Annotated in this window: 15 protein-coding genes; 6 read left to right on the forward strand and 9 right to left on the reverse strand. The window is 63.4% G+C overall.

Translation table 11 applies throughout. The annotated features are described in order from the left end of the window. The first annotated feature begins 38 nt into the window (after positions 1 to 38). Together C8D77_RS27190 and C8D77_RS27195 are read left to right on the forward strand one after the other, a co-directional pair. Positions 39 to 983 (forward strand): nucleoside hydrolase, encoded by a 945-nt coding sequence (locus tag C8D77_RS27190; RefSeq protein WP_109669972.1) that lies wholly within the window; start codon positions 39 to 41, stop codon positions 981 to 983. A gap of 114 nt (positions 984 to 1,097) precedes the next feature. Continuing rightward, positions 1,098 to 1,772: a TetR/AcrR family transcriptional regulator gene (locus C8D77_RS27195; RefSeq protein ID WP_109670189.1), complete on the forward strand. Its 675-nt coding sequence runs from the start codon at positions 1,098 to 1,100 to the stop codon at positions 1,770 to 1,772. A gap of 27 nt (positions 1,773 to 1,799) precedes the next feature. On the opposite strand, the gene C8D77_RS27200 is transcribed toward C8D77_RS27195, so the two are convergent. Beyond that, the gene (locus tag C8D77_RS27200) at positions 1,800 to 2,324 is read right to left on the reverse strand and encodes a hypothetical protein (protein ID WP_109669974.1); all 525 of its coding nucleotides are present in this window, start codon (positions 2,322 to 2,324) and stop codon (positions 1,800 to 1,802) included. 12 nt (positions 2,325 to 2,336) lie between these two features. Beyond that, a complete protein-coding gene (locus tag C8D77_RS27205; protein WP_245951886.1) occupies positions 2,337 to 3,146 on the reverse strand; it encodes a class I SAM-dependent methyltransferase in 810 nt (269 codons plus the stop codon). A 101-nt stretch (positions 3,147 to 3,247) separates the two neighbouring features. Here C8D77_RS27205 and C8D77_RS27210 point away from each other — a divergent pair, with 101 nt between their 5' ends. Next, positions 3,248 to 4,156, forward strand: coding sequence for a LysR family transcriptional regulator (locus tag C8D77_RS27210; RefSeq protein WP_109669978.1), 909 nt, complete (start codon positions 3,248 to 3,250; stop codon positions 4,154 to 4,156). 48 nt (positions 4,157 to 4,204) lie between these two features. Here the strand turns inward: C8D77_RS27210 and C8D77_RS27215 are convergent, their stop codons facing one another. From C8D77_RS27215 to hisS, 5 genes are all read right to left on the reverse strand, one after another. Beyond that, positions 4,205 to 5,308, reverse strand: a complete 1,104-nt coding sequence (locus C8D77_RS27215) for a calcium:cation antiporter (protein ID WP_109669980.1) — start codon at positions 5,306 to 5,308, stop codon at positions 4,205 to 4,207. Positions 5,309 to 5,377: 69 nt separating this feature from the next. Further along, a complete protein-coding gene (locus C8D77_RS27220) occupies positions 5,378 to 7,150 on the reverse strand; it encodes an AMP-binding protein (RefSeq protein WP_109669982.1) in 1,773 nt (590 codons plus the stop codon). A 75-nt stretch (positions 7,151 to 7,225) separates the two neighbouring features. Further along, positions 7,226 to 7,924, reverse strand: a complete 699-nt coding sequence (gene hisG / locus C8D77_RS27225) for an ATP phosphoribosyltransferase (RefSeq protein ID WP_109669984.1) — start codon at positions 7,922 to 7,924, stop codon at positions 7,226 to 7,228. After that, entirely contained in the window at positions 7,921 to 9,042 is a 1,122-nt protein-coding gene (locus C8D77_RS27230) for an ATP phosphoribosyltransferase regulatory subunit (protein WP_109669986.1), read from the reverse strand. Before C8D77_RS27230 ends, hisG begins: the two co-directional genes overlap by 4 nt. Before the next feature lie 181 nt (positions 9,043 to 9,223). Further along, positions 9,224 to 10,720, reverse strand: a complete 1,497-nt coding sequence (gene hisS / locus C8D77_RS27235) for a histidine--tRNA ligase (protein WP_109669988.1) — start codon at positions 10,718 to 10,720, stop codon at positions 9,224 to 9,226. Between the two features lie 256 nt (positions 10,721 to 10,976). Between hisS and C8D77_RS27240 the strand changes: the two genes are divergently transcribed. Next, entirely contained in the window at positions 10,977 to 11,231 is a 255-nt protein-coding gene (locus C8D77_RS27240) for a hypothetical protein (RefSeq protein WP_109669990.1), read from the forward strand. A gap of 28 nt (positions 11,232 to 11,259) precedes the next feature. Here C8D77_RS27240 and C8D77_RS27245 read toward each other — a convergent pair whose 3' ends face one another. Beyond that, on the reverse strand, positions 11,260 to 11,898 hold the full coding sequence (locus C8D77_RS27245; RefSeq protein ID WP_109669992.1) for a DNA-3-methyladenine glycosylase I: 639 nt from the start codon (positions 11,896 to 11,898) through the stop codon (positions 11,260 to 11,262). 214 nt (positions 11,899 to 12,112) lie between these two features. On the opposite strand from C8D77_RS27245, the gene C8D77_RS27250 reads away from it, so the two are divergent. Together C8D77_RS27250 and C8D77_RS27255 are read left to right on the forward strand one after the other, a co-directional pair. Then, positions 12,113 to 12,853: a L,D-transpeptidase gene (locus C8D77_RS27250; RefSeq protein WP_109669994.1), complete on the forward strand. Its 741-nt coding sequence runs from the start codon at positions 12,113 to 12,115 to the stop codon at positions 12,851 to 12,853. 269 nt (positions 12,854 to 13,122) lie between these two features. Next, positions 13,123 to 14,043, forward strand: a complete 921-nt coding sequence (locus C8D77_RS27255; RefSeq protein ID WP_109669996.1) for a bifunctional 5,10-methylenetetrahydrofolate dehydrogenase/5,10-methenyltetrahydrofolate cyclohydrolase — start codon at positions 13,123 to 13,125, stop codon at positions 14,041 to 14,043. 15 nt (positions 14,044 to 14,058) lie between these two features. Here the strand turns inward: C8D77_RS27255 and glcF are convergent, their stop codons facing one another. Continuing rightward, a complete protein-coding gene (gene glcF, locus C8D77_RS27260; protein ID WP_109669999.1) occupies positions 14,059 to 15,384 on the reverse strand; it encodes a glycolate oxidase subunit GlcF in 1,326 nt (441 codons plus the stop codon). Between the last annotated feature and the right edge of the window lie 5 nt (positions 15,385 to 15,389).

Genomic DNA, 15,389 nt, shown 5'->3' on the forward strand with positions numbered 1-15,389 from the left:
CAATAGGCTTTCGAACGCAACGGGAAAATCGCGGCACAATGGCACCACGCAAGATAATCATCGACACCGATCCTGGTCAGGATGACGCGTTCGCGATCCTTTTCGCGCTTGGTTCGCCAGCCGAACTCGAGGTGGTCGGCATCACGACGGTCGGCGGCAACGTACCGCTCGCCCTGACGTCGAAGAACGCGCTCAAGGTCGTGGAACTGGCCGGGCGGCCCGATGTGCCGGTCTATGCCGGCTGCCCGGCGCCGATGGTGCGCAAGCTGATCACGGCCGAATATGTTCACGGCGAAACAGGCCTCGATGGCGCCGATCTGCCCGAACCCGTCACGCCGCTGCAGAGCGAGCACGCGGTCAATTACCTGGTGCGCACGATCATGGATGCGCCGGAAGGCGAGTTGACCGTCTGCACGCTCGGCCCGATGACCAATCTGGCTATGGCCATGACCATGGAGCCAAGAATCGTCCCCCGGCTGCGCGAAGTCGTGCTGATGGGCGGCGGCTTTTTTCAAGGCGGCAATGCCACGCCTGCCGCGGAGTTCAACATCTTCGTCGATCCGCATGCCGCGCACAAAGTGTTCGACAGCGGCGTCCCGGTGACGATGGCGGGCATCGACTGCACCTACACCGCCCTGATGACGCCCGAATGGCTCGATGCCCTGCGTGCCACGGGCAGTCGCGCGGCGATCGAGGCCGCCAACATGGCCGACTTCTATCGCCAATACGGCACCCACAAATTCGCGACGGCGGCGCGCCCCATCCACGATGCGTGCGTCACCGGTTACCTTCTGGCGCCCGAGATCTACGAGCAGCGCCAGTGCGCCGTGACGGTCGATATCGTCTCGCCCGAGACCATAGGCATGACCGTCGTCGACTGGTGGCACGTCACCGGCCGCCGCAAGAACTGCAACGTCCTGCGCCGGATCGATCCGGCTCCGTTCTTCGCGCTGATGCTGGAGCGGATCAGTGCACTGCCTTGAAAAGGTGTATCCGGCGATAGACGGTGACACGGAGAATTGCGAAGCAGTCAGGGGCCGGTTCGATTGGCGAATCGGCTATGCGCGTTGTACGCGGCGACGAAGGTCTCGAATTTCATGAACGGGAAAGGCGCGCTGGCGAAAACGAAGAGACCGCCTCGACCGGCGGCGCGATCAAAAGCGGCGCGGCAGACGCTCAGCCGCGAGGCCTGGATCGCGGCGGCGCGCAAGGTGCTCGAAAAACGTGGCATCGGCGAGGTCAAGATCGACCGCCTGGCGCAGCAATTGAAGGTCACGCGCGGCAGCTTCTATTTCCATTTTGCCAGCCTGGCGGATCTTCGCGGGGGCCTCTTGCAGGAATGGCGCAACAGCAACTGCGCGCCGTTCTGGGCGATGCGCGAGATACACGACATAGACGGCCTGCAGTTCTTCACCGACATCGTGCATGTCTGGGTGGATGAAGCGCCCTTCAGTCCTCTGCTCGACCTGGCCGTGCGCGATTGGTCGCGGACATCGAAAAAGCTCGCCCAGGAAGTCAAGGAGATCGACGATCTGCGCATCGAGCTGCTCATCCGGTCGTTCCGCGCCATGGGCTATTCGGAGGATGAGAGCATCGTGCGGGCGCGCATCACCTATTTCCATCAGATCGGTCAGTACGCACTGTCCTTCAAGGAAGACCCGGCCGTGCGCCGCCGCTATCAGCCGCTGTTCGGAGAGGTGCTGCTCGGACCGCTTGTGCAGGAACCTGGTACAGCACCGCGGCCGTCGGAGATGCGCAACGGGCGGCGCTAGGATTCAAAAATGACCCCTCCGGATGCTCTAGGAAGCAGTCGCTCCATCCGCGATGGCTCGGGTTGCGTTCTGGTGAGGACGCAGCAGAAAATAGAGTGCGGCGATGTGCGTGATCATCAGCAGCGGCACGTAGATAATCGGGATCGCGTAGGCGGCGCCCAGTTGCTCCGCATGTGCGGGAAGGCCGACCTGGATGGCGTGGTAATAGTCGACGACGAGTTCGACCGTGCCGACGAGATTGAAGGCGACGACGAACGCCCAGAAGAGCCGAGGCAGCCTCATCGTGAGCAGCGCTAGCATGGCCAGCAGCCCTGTTGCAAAATCACCGTAGGCGGCGAGCACGGCGAAGCCGGCTGGGAGATCGGGGCTCACGACGCCCGGCAGGATGAAGACGAGCCCGAAGAAGCGGAAGCTGTGCAGAGTGGCGATGGCTCGCTGCGCCGCGACCCGGTCCATTGAACTCAGCCAGGGCCAGATGTATGCACCGAAGCAAAGCAGCCACGCGACATAACCTAGAATTAGATGTGTCTGGAAAACGAATTCCGTCGACATTCGGGTCTCCTGTCAGCTGTTGGTCGATGCTGCCTCGAACACCGCGGTCAGAATGCCGAGCCGGCCTTCCATGAGATTTCGTCCCAAATTGGCTGTAAGCTCGGCAAAGTCCGGTCCCATTACAACGCCAAGATTTGGCGAAGGCGGCGGACCGGACGCACGCAACTGCCTAAACCAGGCTTTGGCAACCTCGGTGTCATCTTGCCATGCCAGCATGCTGAAGCCGGCCGGTTCGATCGCCTGACGTGTCGCGTCGACTGTCAGGAGGAAGCTCGTCGCCGGCGTTCGCGCCCAGGGAAGCGGATAGTGCGGCTCACCGCCAGACAACACGACGTCGAATGTGGCAAATCTGCCGCCTGGCTTCAGCACGCGCCTGATCTCGCGATAGAGCAGCACTCTGTCGGAGATGTTCATCGCCACATGTTGCAGCAGCACGGCGTCGAAACGGCCATCATCGAATGGAAGTTCCAGTGCGCTGGCGGTCTGGAACGATAGCTGCCCGCTCTGTCCGGTGCGCTCGGTCAGATAGCGCGCGGCATCCACGAAAGGCTCGCTGATATCGACGCCGGTAACCCGGCAGCCATAGGTGGCAGCCAGAAAACGCGCTGGCCCGCCGACGCCCGACCCGACGTCCAGCACTGACATGCCCGCGGCGATCCCGGCCAATTGGGCAAGCTCGGCGGTGGCAGCAAGCCCGCGTGTGTGAAACTGATCCAGGGTGGCCAACTGCTGGGGCGTGAGAAGCTGATCCTCCGGGCCGAGGGCAGCCAGCACTGTTTTCAGCCGCCCGGTCAGGCCGGTCGCGCGATAGTGGTCGCGCACGCCATCAAGTCCATCGGTCATTGCAGGATGTCTCCAGTGTCCATCTCTCCTACCTAGACCCGCTTCCATAATTCGACTATCCGGTATAATCACAACAACCTATGAAGCAGAACTACACAGTCCGGCACGGTGCGCTGGAGGGCGTCGAGGTCTTCCTTGCTGTCGCCAGGCGCCGCAACTTCCGCCGCGCCGCCGCCGATCTCGGCGTGACGCCGTCCGCCGTGAGCCAGGCGGTGCGCACGCTGGAAGCCCGCATGGGTGCGGCGCTGTTCGTCCGCACGACCCGAAGCGTCGGTTTGACCGAGGCTGGTCAGCGGTTCCTCGATCGTGCAGGCCCTGCCTTCGAGGAACTCGTCGCGGCAGGCGAGGCCGCGCGCGATGTCGGCCAACGGCCAACCGGGTTGCTGCGCCTGTCCGTACCTCGCGCCGTCGTGCCGTTGATCCTGGAGCCGGTGATCGCGTCGTTCTGCCAGGCCTATCCCGAGATCGAACTGGAGATCGCCGCGAGCGACGAGATGGTCGACCTCGCCACCGGCGGGTTCGATGCCGGCATCCGCCTTGGCCAGTTCATCGCGCCCGACATGGTTGCTGTGCGGCTGACGCCGTCGTTCCCGTTCGTGATCGTCGGCAGCCCAGACTATCTCGAGCACCACGGCCACCCCGAGCGTGTCGAGGATCTGCGCCACCACGCCTGCCTGCGCTTGCGCCGCTCGAACGGCGCCATCGCGCCCTGGTCCTTCGTCGACGGCAACGGGGAGATCGAAGCGATGGTCTCAGGCCCGCTGATCGCGCACGACTATCCGACATTGCTCGGGGCCGCGATGCAGGGCATTGGGCTGGCACAGGTGCCGCGACCCGTCGCCGAAGGTCCGATAGCCCAGGGAAAACTCAAATCGGTGCTCGACGGCGTCGCCGCCACGACACCGGGCGTCTTCCTCTATCATCCCGGCAAACGCCAAATCCTGCCGAAGCTGCGCGCCTTTATCGACCACCTCAAATCCGCGATCTGAGGTAACAAAGGATGCCGCCCCCTTGGCGCTTCGCTTGCACCAAAGCTCTCATGGTATAAATATCAGAAATACATAAGTAAAAAATACTACAAGATGGACCATTCCGGTCAAGAACGTCGTTCTTTCAGTACTGAAGCTTACATTGCATATGAAAAGCGCCAAGACCAAAAGGACCGCATCAGCAGCCGGCAGCCCCAGGGTCAGTCCTCTCCCCGTCAGCAGGCTGGCGGCTGCGACTCCCGGTATGGTCAGGCCGATCGTGGCGCAAGCCGAACCCATCGCGACATTCAAGCCGCGCTGCAGCTCGTTGTTGAGTGAAGCGCGCACCGCCGAAATGGCCTCCGGCATCAACACCAGCCCCGCGATCATTGCCCCCACAATGCTGTCAGCCTGGGTCACCTGGTAGGCAACGAGCGTATCTTCGACGCTTGCCGCGACCTGCTCGGCGAGCATGACAATTCCGATCAGGCCGACCATCAGCAACAGAGCGCTGGCAGAGACGTTCTCGTGAGGGGCAGCGCGCACCGAAACGCCGTGTGGTTGTCCCTGGATAAAGTCTTCCCGGTGTCGGACGGTCTGTGCGAACACGAAGCTTGCATAGAGCAGTACTGAAAGGACGCTGACGAAACCAAGTTGGGCTGCCGAAAACGTGCCGGGATCCGTGGTCTGGGTGTAGGTCGGCAGAATGAGCGTCATGACGGTCAGCGCGATCAGAACCGCCAGATAGGCACTGGTCCCTTGCCGCACGATGGCCTGCTTGCGATGACGCCAGCCGCCAAGCGCGAGACACATGCCGACAACGCCGGTGGATGCGATCATCACCGTCGAGAAGACGGACTCCCGTGCCAGCGTCGGGTTGTTCTCTCCATGCAGCATCATGGAAACAATGATCGACACTTCGATCGCCGTGACGGCAAACGTCAGCACCAGCGTTCCGTACGGCTCCCCTACCCGCCGAGCTACCGCCTCGGCGTGGTCGAGCACGACGAAAATGGTGACGAACATGATCGCACACGACAGCGCACCGACAAGGATCCTGGTGCTCGGCGAACCTACGTCTACAGACAGCCCGCTGGCTCTGACGGCGACAGCCATCACCAAGGCGGCCAGCGGCATCGCATAAGAAGTCACCGATCGTCCGAAACCGCTCATGCAAGCCCCTGCGCGCTTCTGCGAACCGTGGCTGCATTCGCGCACCGACAGATCGAAGCGTTCATCCGTTCACGCCGTCTTCTGCGCCACCAATCCCAGTTCCTCGACCATCGCATTGCGCATCAGGAACTTCTGCGGCTTGCCGGTCACCGTCATCGGCAATTCACTGCGGAAGCGGATGTGGCGGGGGATCTTATAGTGGGCTATCTGGCCGGCGCAGAAATTCCTGATCTCCTGCTCGGTGGCGATCTGGCCGGGCTTGAGCACGATCCAGGCGCAGAGCTCCTCGCCATATTTGGCGTCGGGAATGCCGAACACCTGCACCTCTCTGACCTTGGGATGGCGGTAGAGGAATTCCTCGACTTCGCGCGGATAGACGTTCTCGCCGCCGCGGATGACCATGTCCTTGACCCGGCCGACAATGTTGCAATAGCCCTCGGCATCGATGGTGGCGAGGTCGCCGGTGTGCATCCAGCCGTCGGTATCGATCGCCTCGCGGGTCTTCTCCTCGTCGTCCCAATAGCCCTTCATCACCGAATAGCCGCGCGTGCAAAGCTCGCCCGGCGCGCCGACGGCGACGGTGGCGCCATCGGCGTCGACCGCCTTGACCTCGACATGAGGGTGGATGCGGCCGACGGTCGAGACGCGCTTTTCCAGCGGGTCGTCGACGCCGCTCTGGAATGAGACCGGGCTGGTCTCGGTCATGCCATAGGCGATGGTCACTTCTTCCATATGCATCAGCGACACCACCTTCTTCATCACCTCGATCGGACAGGGTGAGCCGGCCATGATGCCGGTGCGCAGGCTGGAGAGATCGAAGGAATGGAAATCCGGGTGATCGAGGAGCGCCACGAACATGGTCGGCACGCCATAGAGCCCGGTGCAGCGTTCCTGAGCCACCGCCTTCAGCGTAGCGCCGGGGTCGAACCCCTCGCCTGGGAATACCATGGTGGCGCCTTTCGACACGCAGCCCATCGTGCCCATCGACATGCCAAAGCAGTGATAGAGCGGCACCGGGATGCAGAGCCGGTCGTCGACGGTCAGCTTGATCGCCGAGGTGACGAAATTGCCGTTGTTGACGATGTTGTTGTGGGTCAGCGTCGCGCCCTTGGGCGCCCCTGTCGTGCCTGACGTGAACTGGATGTTGATGGCGTCGCCGGGCTTCAGCCCCTCCGAGATGCGGTCGAGGCTGTCATGCTCGTCGCGGCCGGCCATGGCCAGCACGTCGCCGAAATTGAACATGCCGGGCGAGTTCTCGTCGCCCATGCGGATGACGATCTTCAGCGCCGGCAGTTTTTGCGCCTTGAGCTTGCCCGGCGTGGCCTTCGCGATCTCAGGCGCCAGCGTCTCGATCATGCCGAGATAATCCGAGGTCTTGAATTTGGCCGCCGTGACCAGCGCCTTGCAGCCGACCTTGTTCAAGGCGTATTCGAGTTCGGTCAGCCGGTAGGCCGGATTGATGTTGACCAGGATCAGGCCGATGCGGGCGGTGGCGAATTGCGTCACCAGCCATTCCCAGCGGTTGGGCGACCAGATGCCGACGCGATCCCCTTTCTCCAAGCTAAGTGCCAGGAAGCCGGCGGCCAGCGCATCGACCGTGTCCGACAGTTCGCTCCAGGTGAAGCGCTTGTCCTGGTCGACGAAGACGGCGGCGTCTTGCGTGGCATATTTGCTGGCTGTGTCGGAAAACAGCGCGGGAATTGTCTTGTTGAGCAGCGGCACGCCGCGCTCGCCCGAGACATGCGCCTTGCCGTCGACGGGTGCCACGAAGGTGCCGCCATTGCGCGCTCCGCGTCCGCGCAAATTGGTGGCGTTCTTCAGCTCGTCGAGATTGACTGGCATCGCTCTCTCCTCCCGGGACTGGCCGAGCCTATCAGCCTGCCGGGATGGAGGAAATCCCGCCGATGGTACTGGGGTCTAGGCGGCCCGGGATGCCATCCTGGCGGAAATATCGCGCAAGACCGCTTCATCGGCCGCCACACGTGTCTTGCGCGACGCCACGAGACAGGCCTGCGAGCGTAGGACCAGGCCATCGCCCAGCACCTTGAGATGATTGGCGCGCAGCGTCGAGCCTGACGTGGTGATGTCGACGATGACATCGGCCAGCCCGGCCGCCGGCGCCCCTTCGGTGGCACCTAAGCTCTCGACGATGCGGTAGACCTGGATGCCGTGTTTTTGCGAGAAGAATTGCTGGGTCAATCGCCAGTATTTGGTGGCAATGCGCAGCCGACGGCCATGACGCTGGCGAAAATCGGCGGCGACGTCGTCGAGATCGGCCATGTTCTCGACGTCGAGCCAGATGTCCGGCACGGCCACCACGACATCGGCATTGCCAAAGCCGAGACGAGCGACGATTTCGGCGCGCGTCTCCCAGTCGGCGAGGTTTTCACGCACCAGGTCCTCGCCGGTGATGCCGAGATCGACGGCGCCCTGGCCGATCTCGCCAGCAATCTCGGAAGCCGACAGGAACACCATTTCGACATTGTCCAGGCCCTCGACGCGGGCGTGGTACTTGCGCTCGTCGCCGGGCAGGCTGACGGCTAACCCGGCCTTGGCCAGCACTTCCAGCGCCTGTTCCTTCAGCCGGCCTTTCGACGGAACCGCCAGCGTGATCATGGCGCCATCTCCCGCAATGCCTCGATACGGTCGAGCCAGACGGAAAAGCCAACGCCGGGGATCGGCGTTTTCGCGCCGAGCAAGGTCAGCAGCCGGTCATAGCGGCCGCCACCGGCCAGCGGCCGGTCGCCATTGTCGGCCGCGATTTCGAAAACCAGACCGGTGTAGTAATCGAGCGGGCGGCCGAAGGCGGCGTCGTAACGGATTTTTTCGGCCGGCAAGCCATGCGCGTCGATCGCCTTGGCACGGGCAGCGAACTTTTCCAGCGCGGTATCGAGCGACAGCCCGGCGCCGTTGGCGAAGGTCGCCAGTGCCTGGGCCGCGCCATCAAGCGGAACGTCGATTGCCAGAAAACTCTTCAGCGCCGAAAAAGCCTCGTTCGACAGCCGCACGCTGCGCAATTCGGCTTTCTCGATCAGCCGCCGGGCAATGTCGGATGGCGAACGCCCGGCGGAGGCCGACAGGCCTGCCTCTTCCATGCCGCTGGCGATGTGGGTGGAAAGACCGTCCAGATCACCATCGAGGACAAGAGCGGCAACCGGGCCGGAGAGCTGGCTGTTGCGCGGCGGGTTGGCGAGGTCAGCGAGCGCCGCCTCAAGCATCGGCGCCGAGCCGAAGGCGCGGGCAAGGCGCATGCGCCAGCCGCGCGGCAGGCCAAGGGCGGCCAGCACCGCCTCGAAAATGGTCTGGTCGCCGAGCGTGATCGCCAGTGCCTGACCAGGCAGCACCAGCGACAGCAGCGCGTGCGCGTCGGCCAGCGAGCGGGCATCGGCTTCAGCCGTATCGCGGTCGCCGAGATCCTCAATACCGGCCTGGAAGAACTCATTGCCGCCCTCGCGGCGCTGGCGAAACACCTCGCCGAGATAGGAATAACGGCGCGGCGTGCCGGCCTGCGAACTTATGTGATCAAGGCAGACCGGAATGGTGAATTCCGGCCGCAGGCACAATGTCTGCCCGGTCTCGCTTTCGGTCAGGAAGATGCGGCGGCGCAGATCCTCGCCGGCCATGTCGAGGAAGGGGTCGGCCGGCTGCAATATGGCAACCTCGACCGCATGCGTGTTGCGTGTGGCGAAGAGGTTGGTGATGTCGGTTGATATGGCGGGGTAGCGGGAGGTCATGAGGCGCCACCTTCCCTTCTCCCCTTGTGGGAGAAGGTGGATTGGCGCGCGGCGCCAAGACGGATGAGGGGTGGGTGACGGAATGAGACGTTGGCATTCCCTGGAACACCCCTCATCCGACCGAGCTTCGCTCGGCCACCTTCTCCCAAAAGGGGAGAAGGACAAGAGAGGGCAGCGCTCGTCACTTAGACCGTTCCTCGGCCTGCGCCGCCAGGATCTTCCTCACCTCTGCGACCAGCTCGCCCTCCGCCACCGTCACCTGCGCCGGACGCGCGGCGCGCCATTCGGCATTGTCGGTGATCTCGGCGGACATGCGGGCGCCTTCGATCAGGTCCTTGATCTGCAGCTCGCCCTTGGCGCGCTCATCGCCGCCCTGGATGACAGCGACCGGACAACCACGCCGGTCGGCATATTTGAGCTGCGCCTTCATGCCCGCGCCGCCGAGATACATTTCGGAACGGATGCCGGCGGCGCGCAGTTCCGACACCATCTTCTGGTAGCGGCCGAGGCTGTCGGTATCCTTGTCCATCACCAGCACCACGACCGGCGCGATCACATCCGAGGCGTCGAGCTTGCCGAGGTTCTTCAGCGCCGTCATCAGCCTGCTAACGCCGATGGAAAAGCCGGTCGCCGGCACCGGTTCGCCGCGAAAGCGCGAGACCAGTCCGTCATAGCGGCCGCCGCCACCGACCGAGCCGAAGCGGACAATCTGGCCGTCCTCGTTGGGGATCTCGGCCAGCAGTTCGGCCTCGAAGACCGGGCCGGTGTAATATTCGAGGCCACGCACGACGGAGCGGTCCATGGCAATACGATCCTCGCCATATCCTGCCGCCCGGACCAGGGCTTCAATCGTCGCGAGTTCTCCAACGCCTTCCTGGTAGGTCGCGTTCGAATTGACCATGGAATCCTGGCCGGCCTGTATAGTCCTCGCTGTCGCGAGAAGAACCGCCTCGGCTTGCCCGTTGTTCAACCCGGCGCCCTTGGCGAAGTCGCCCTCGCCTTCCTTGCCGCCATCCCAGCGCCCCGGGCCGAGCAAAAGCTTCACACCTTCCGGCCCGAGCTTGTCGAGCTTGTCGATTGCCCGCAGCACCGTCAGCCGGCGGCCGGCATTCTCCTCGCCGCCGAGGCCGATCGCTTCCAGCACGCCGTCGAGCACCTTACGGTTGTTGACGCGGATGACGTAGTCGCCGCGCTTGATACCGAGCGCTTCCATGACGTCGGCCATCATCATGGCCATTTCGGCGTCGGCGGCCACGCCCGGCGTGCCGATCGTGTCGGCATCGAACTGCATGAACTGGCGGAAGCGGCCCGGACCGGGCTTCTCGTTGCGGAACACCCAGCCGGAGCGGTAGCTGCGATAGGGTTTGGGCAGCCGCTCATAGTTCTCGGCGACAAAGCGCGCCGTCGGCGCGGTCAAATCATAGCGCAGCGACAGCCATTGGTCGTCGTCGTCCTGGAAGGAGAACACGCCTTCGTTCGGCCGGTCCTGGTCGGGCAGGAATTTTCCGAGCGCATCGGTGTATTCGATGAGCGGCTGGTCGGCCGGTTCGAAACCGTAAAGCTCATAGACCGAGCGGATCGTCGCCATCATCTTCTCGACGGCGCGGATGTCTTCAGCGCTGCGGTCGGCAAAACCGCGCGGCAGCCGCGCTTTCGTCTTTTCCGATTTGTCGGCCATGAGCTGGGGTCTTTTTGTTGGATAAATGCGGACTTGTTTCGAGTGCGCGTGTCCTAGCCGAAGCGGCTTTGTGCGGCAAGGCCGCCGAGGCGCACCCATCTCCGCTCTCTCGGCAAGATGGGCACGAGCACTCGCCTTCGTTTCAACCACCTCTGAAACAAAACCGCACCGAAAATGAAACAATCCCGCCATGAGCGCGGCATCGTGCCGACACAATCGCGAGAGATAAACGCGCCGAAATGAGGGGTTCGCGGCGATGACCAGTACAGCAAGATTCCATGCCATCGACGGCGATGCAGGCGAATTGCCAGCACGCTTGCGCCCGGCCGACATCCACGCCCCGAAAATGGTCAGCCAGGCTGCCGGCCCGTTCGAAATACCCGCCGACACCGGCAGGGGTCCGTCCATGCGCGACGCGTTGATGACCGGCCTGCTGGTGATCTATCCGACCGTGGCCACGGTGGTGGCCATCGTCGCCGGCCTGATGCTGGCCAGCGCCAACGGGACCTGAATTACCCGCTTCACCGGAAGCAGAGGGGCTACTTCGGCCTTTTGAAGGCCCTCCGCTCTTTCTCGACCTCTTTGCGGCAGACGCAGCCCTCGAGGTGGTCGTTGACCAGACCCATCGCCTGCATGAAGGCGTAGACCGTGGTGGGGCCCACGAAGCTCCAACCGCGCTTCTTCAACTCCTTCGAAATCCGCACCGAGACCGCCGTGGTCGGGTTGGCGCGCAGATGGGCGAGGTCGACGATCACCGGCCGCTCGTCCTTGCCGGGTTCGAACTTCCAGAACCAGGCGGCCAGCGAGCCGAACTCATCGGCCATTTCGCGGGCGCGCTTGGCGTTGTTGATGGTCGAGACGATCTTGCCCCGATGGCGGATGATGCCGGCATTGCCGAGCAGGCGTTCGACATCCTTGTCGGTAAAGGCCGCGACCTTGTCGAATTCGAAATTGGCAAAGGCTTCGCGAAAATTCTCCCGCTTGCGCAGGATGGTCAGCCACGACAGGCCCGACTGAAAGCCTTCGAGGCAGATCTTTTCGAACAGCCTGCGGTCATCGGCGACAGGCCGGCCCCATTCATGGTCGTGGTAGTGCAGATAGTCCGGCAGATTGCCGTGCCAGAAGCAGCGCGCGACACCATCGGGACCGGCGAGCAGGCCGGTGTTTTCCTTGTCCATAAGCCAAAATCCGTTCGTTAATGCGCTTTTGCGCTGCATTTACTGCGGCTTTACCAGATTCCTGAACCCGGCGGTAACCACACCAAAAGGTTTACTGACACTTGCGCATTTTACGCATTCCGATTCATGCTTCGGTTGCTGCTTGCGCGCCAATGATCGCCGAACCGGGAGGACGTTTCCACCCGTTTGTATCAGACGATCAAGGTGCGTTCCGATGAAGACAGTTCTGTTTCCCGTGCTCGGCGCCGTGGCTGTGTTTGCCGCCGGCGTCACACCCTCAACCGCCGGCGACCGCTATGCCGATAGGCCGCCGGTGATGGTCAGTCCCGACCTTTCCGCACCCTGGGTGCTGCAGCTTGGCCATGCGCCCGGCATCGTCCGGCAGAATCGCCAGGTCGTGCAGCAACAGCAGCCGCGCCTGCGCCAGGCGCAGCCCGACCAGGTCCAGACGGCAGCGGTGCAGCCGCCGGCCAAGCGCATGGTCATGCGCCCGCAGATCAACCCGATCTACCTGCCGCAGGAAGTTGCCTATGACGGCGCGCAAAAGCCGGGCACGATCGTTATCGACACCACCCAGAATTTCCTCTTCCTGGTCGAGAAGAACGGCAAGGCACGGCGCTACGGCGTCGGCACCGGCAAGCCAGGCTTCGAGTGGTCGGGCACGCACAAGATCACCAACAAGCGTGAGTGGCCGGACTGGCGCCCGCCGGCGGAGATGATCAAGCGCGAAGCCGCCAAGGGTCGCTATTTGCCGACCTATCTGGCCGGCGGCATGGAGAACCCGCTCGGCGCCCGCGCGCTCTATCTCGGCACGACAGAGTACCGCATCCACGGCACCAACCAGCCGTGGACGATCGGCGGCGCGGTGTCATCGGGCTGCATCCGCATGCGCAACGAGGACGTCGTCGACCTCTATGAACGGGTCAATGTCGGAACCACGGTCGAGGTGATATGATAGTTCTTGCGAATCACTTGGCCGGCAAAGCAGTCCGCTTTTCGAGGCCAGTCTGTGATAACGGGGGACGGGCCGTATGGGGATGCGGCCAGTCAGGAAGGGCAGCACGGGAAACCGCGCTGCCCTTTCCGTTTTGATCGGAGCCTGACGGTTAGCGACACAATGTCAGAGCGACACGTCGCGCAGGAGGCATGACGGTTCGCTTTCATGCTGCCCTTGTCGATGTTCTTTTGCTATGTCGGCGGCAACGTTCCATAAAAGAGTCCACCATGTCCCTGTCCGAAGACAGCCGCTATCTCAAGGGCGGCCCGGTTGCCCAGCGCATCATCGCCGCCGTCCGTGAGGACGCCGCGATTGCCAAAGCCGAGGGATTTCCGCCCAAGCTGATCTCGATCACCGTCGGCGACACCGCTGCGGTGGATGTCTATGTGCGCAACCAGCGCGCCAAGGCACAACTCGCCGGTATCGATTTCGAGGAACGGCGCTTTCCCGCCGCCATAACCGCCGGAGAACTGGAAGCGGCAATTCACGGCCTGAACGCCGATCCGCGCGTCACCGGCATCATCATCCAGCGACCGGTCCCAGTGCATATCCCGATCAGGACGCTGCAGGCGGCGGTGCATCCGCTCAAGGATGTCGAAGGCATGCACCCGGCTTCGATCGGCAACATCGTCTACAACCAACTCGACCTCGCGCCTTGCACGGCGGCCGCGTCGGTCGAGCTGCTGAAGGAGACCGGCCTCGACCTCAAGGGGCTGGAAGTCGTAATCGTCGGCCATTCGGAAATCGTCGGCAAGCCGATCGCCTTCCTGCTGATGAGCGAAGGCGCGACAGTCACGGTCTGCCACCACATGACGCGATCGGTTGCCGCGCATGCGCGGCGCGCCGACGCGCTGTTCGTTGCCGTCGGCAAGCCAAGGCTGATCAAGGCCGACATGGTCAAGCCAGGCGCTGCCGTCATCGACATCGGCATCAATTCCGAAATCGGCCCTGACGGCTCCAGCCGCATCGTCGGCGACGTCGACACCGAAAGCGTGCGCGAGGTCGCCTCCTGGATCACGCCGGTACCGGGCGGCGTTGGGCCGATCACGGTGGCGATCCTGCTCCGTAACACCATGGTGGCACTCAGTCGCCAGCGCGCGCTTTATGAGGCGACCTACGGCACAGCGGACAGGCTCGCGGCGGAGTAGCGCCGGGGCGGCACCCTATTCCGCGGCGATCAGGCTCTCTTCCAGAACACCTTCCGGCTTTGGCCCGCCATAGGCCCAGTCGAGCAGTTTTATCGTGTGCACCACCGGCATCTTCGCGGCCGAGGCGATCTGCGTGATGCAGCCGATGTTGCCGGTGGCAACGATCGACGCACCCGTCGCCTCGATGTTTTTCACCTTGCGATCGCGCAGCTTGGCCGAAATCTCGGACTGCAGGATGTTGTAGGTGCCGGCGGAGCCGCAGCACAGATGACCTTCGCGCGGCTCGCGCACGATGAAACCGGCCTTTGCCAGCAGCTCCTTTGGCTGGCGGGTGATCTTCTGGCCGTGCTGCATCGAACAGGCCGAGTGATAGGCGACCACCGTGCCCGGCTTGCGCACCGGTTCGGGCAGATCGAGGCCAGCCAAGTACTCAGTAATGTCTTTGGCCAGCGCCGAGACACGCGCGGCCTTGTCGGCATAGGCCGGATCCAGCCGCAGCATGAAGCCATAGTCCTTGATCGTCGTGCCGCAGCCGGACGCGGTGATGACGATGGCATCGAGCCCACCCTGTTCGATGGCGCGTGTCCAGGCGTCGACATTTTGTCTGGCTGAGGCAAGCGCGGCTTGCTCCCGCCCCATATGGTGAACCAGGGCGCCGCAACAGCCCTCGCCCGGCGGTACCACGACCTCGACGCCGAGCCGTGTCAGCAGCGAAATCGTCGTGTCGTTGATGGCGGGATCGAGCACCGATTGCGCGCAGCCGGTGAGGATGGCGACGCGGCCCTTTTTCGCCCCCTGCCCGGCATGGATGCCAGGTGAAGCCATCGGTGAGGCTGTGGGGATCGATGCCGGCGCGAGTTTGAGCATTGCGCTGAGCGGTTTCAGTGCCGGGACTTTTTCGAACAGGCCGATGAGCGGCTTGCCCAGCTTCGCCAGTTTCAGCGCGACGCGAAAACGCTGGGGATAGGGCAGCACGAAGGCCAGCATGGTGCGGGTCAGGCGGTCGAGCAACGGCCGCTTGTAGGTCCCCTGGATATGGGCGCGGGCATGGTCGACCAGATGCATGTAATTGACGCCCGACGGGCAGGTGGTCATGCAGGCGAGGCACGACAGGCACCGATCGATATGGGTGACGATCTCCTTGTCGGCCGGACGGCCGTTCTCCAGCATGTCCTTGATCAGGTAGATGCGCCCGCGCGGTGAATCGAGCTCGTTGCCCAGTGTCACATAGGTCGGGCACGTCGCGGTGCAGAAGCCGCAATGCACGCATTTGCGCAGGATCTTTTCCGACTCCGCGACATGCGGATCGGCAAGTTGAGCAAGCGAAAAATTGGTCTGCATCGCGT

This window comes from Mesorhizobium loti (assembly GCF_003148495.1).
In the GTDB taxonomy this organism is placed as follows: Bacteria; Pseudomonadota; Alphaproteobacteria; order Rhizobiales; family Rhizobiaceae; genus Mesorhizobium; species Mesorhizobium loti.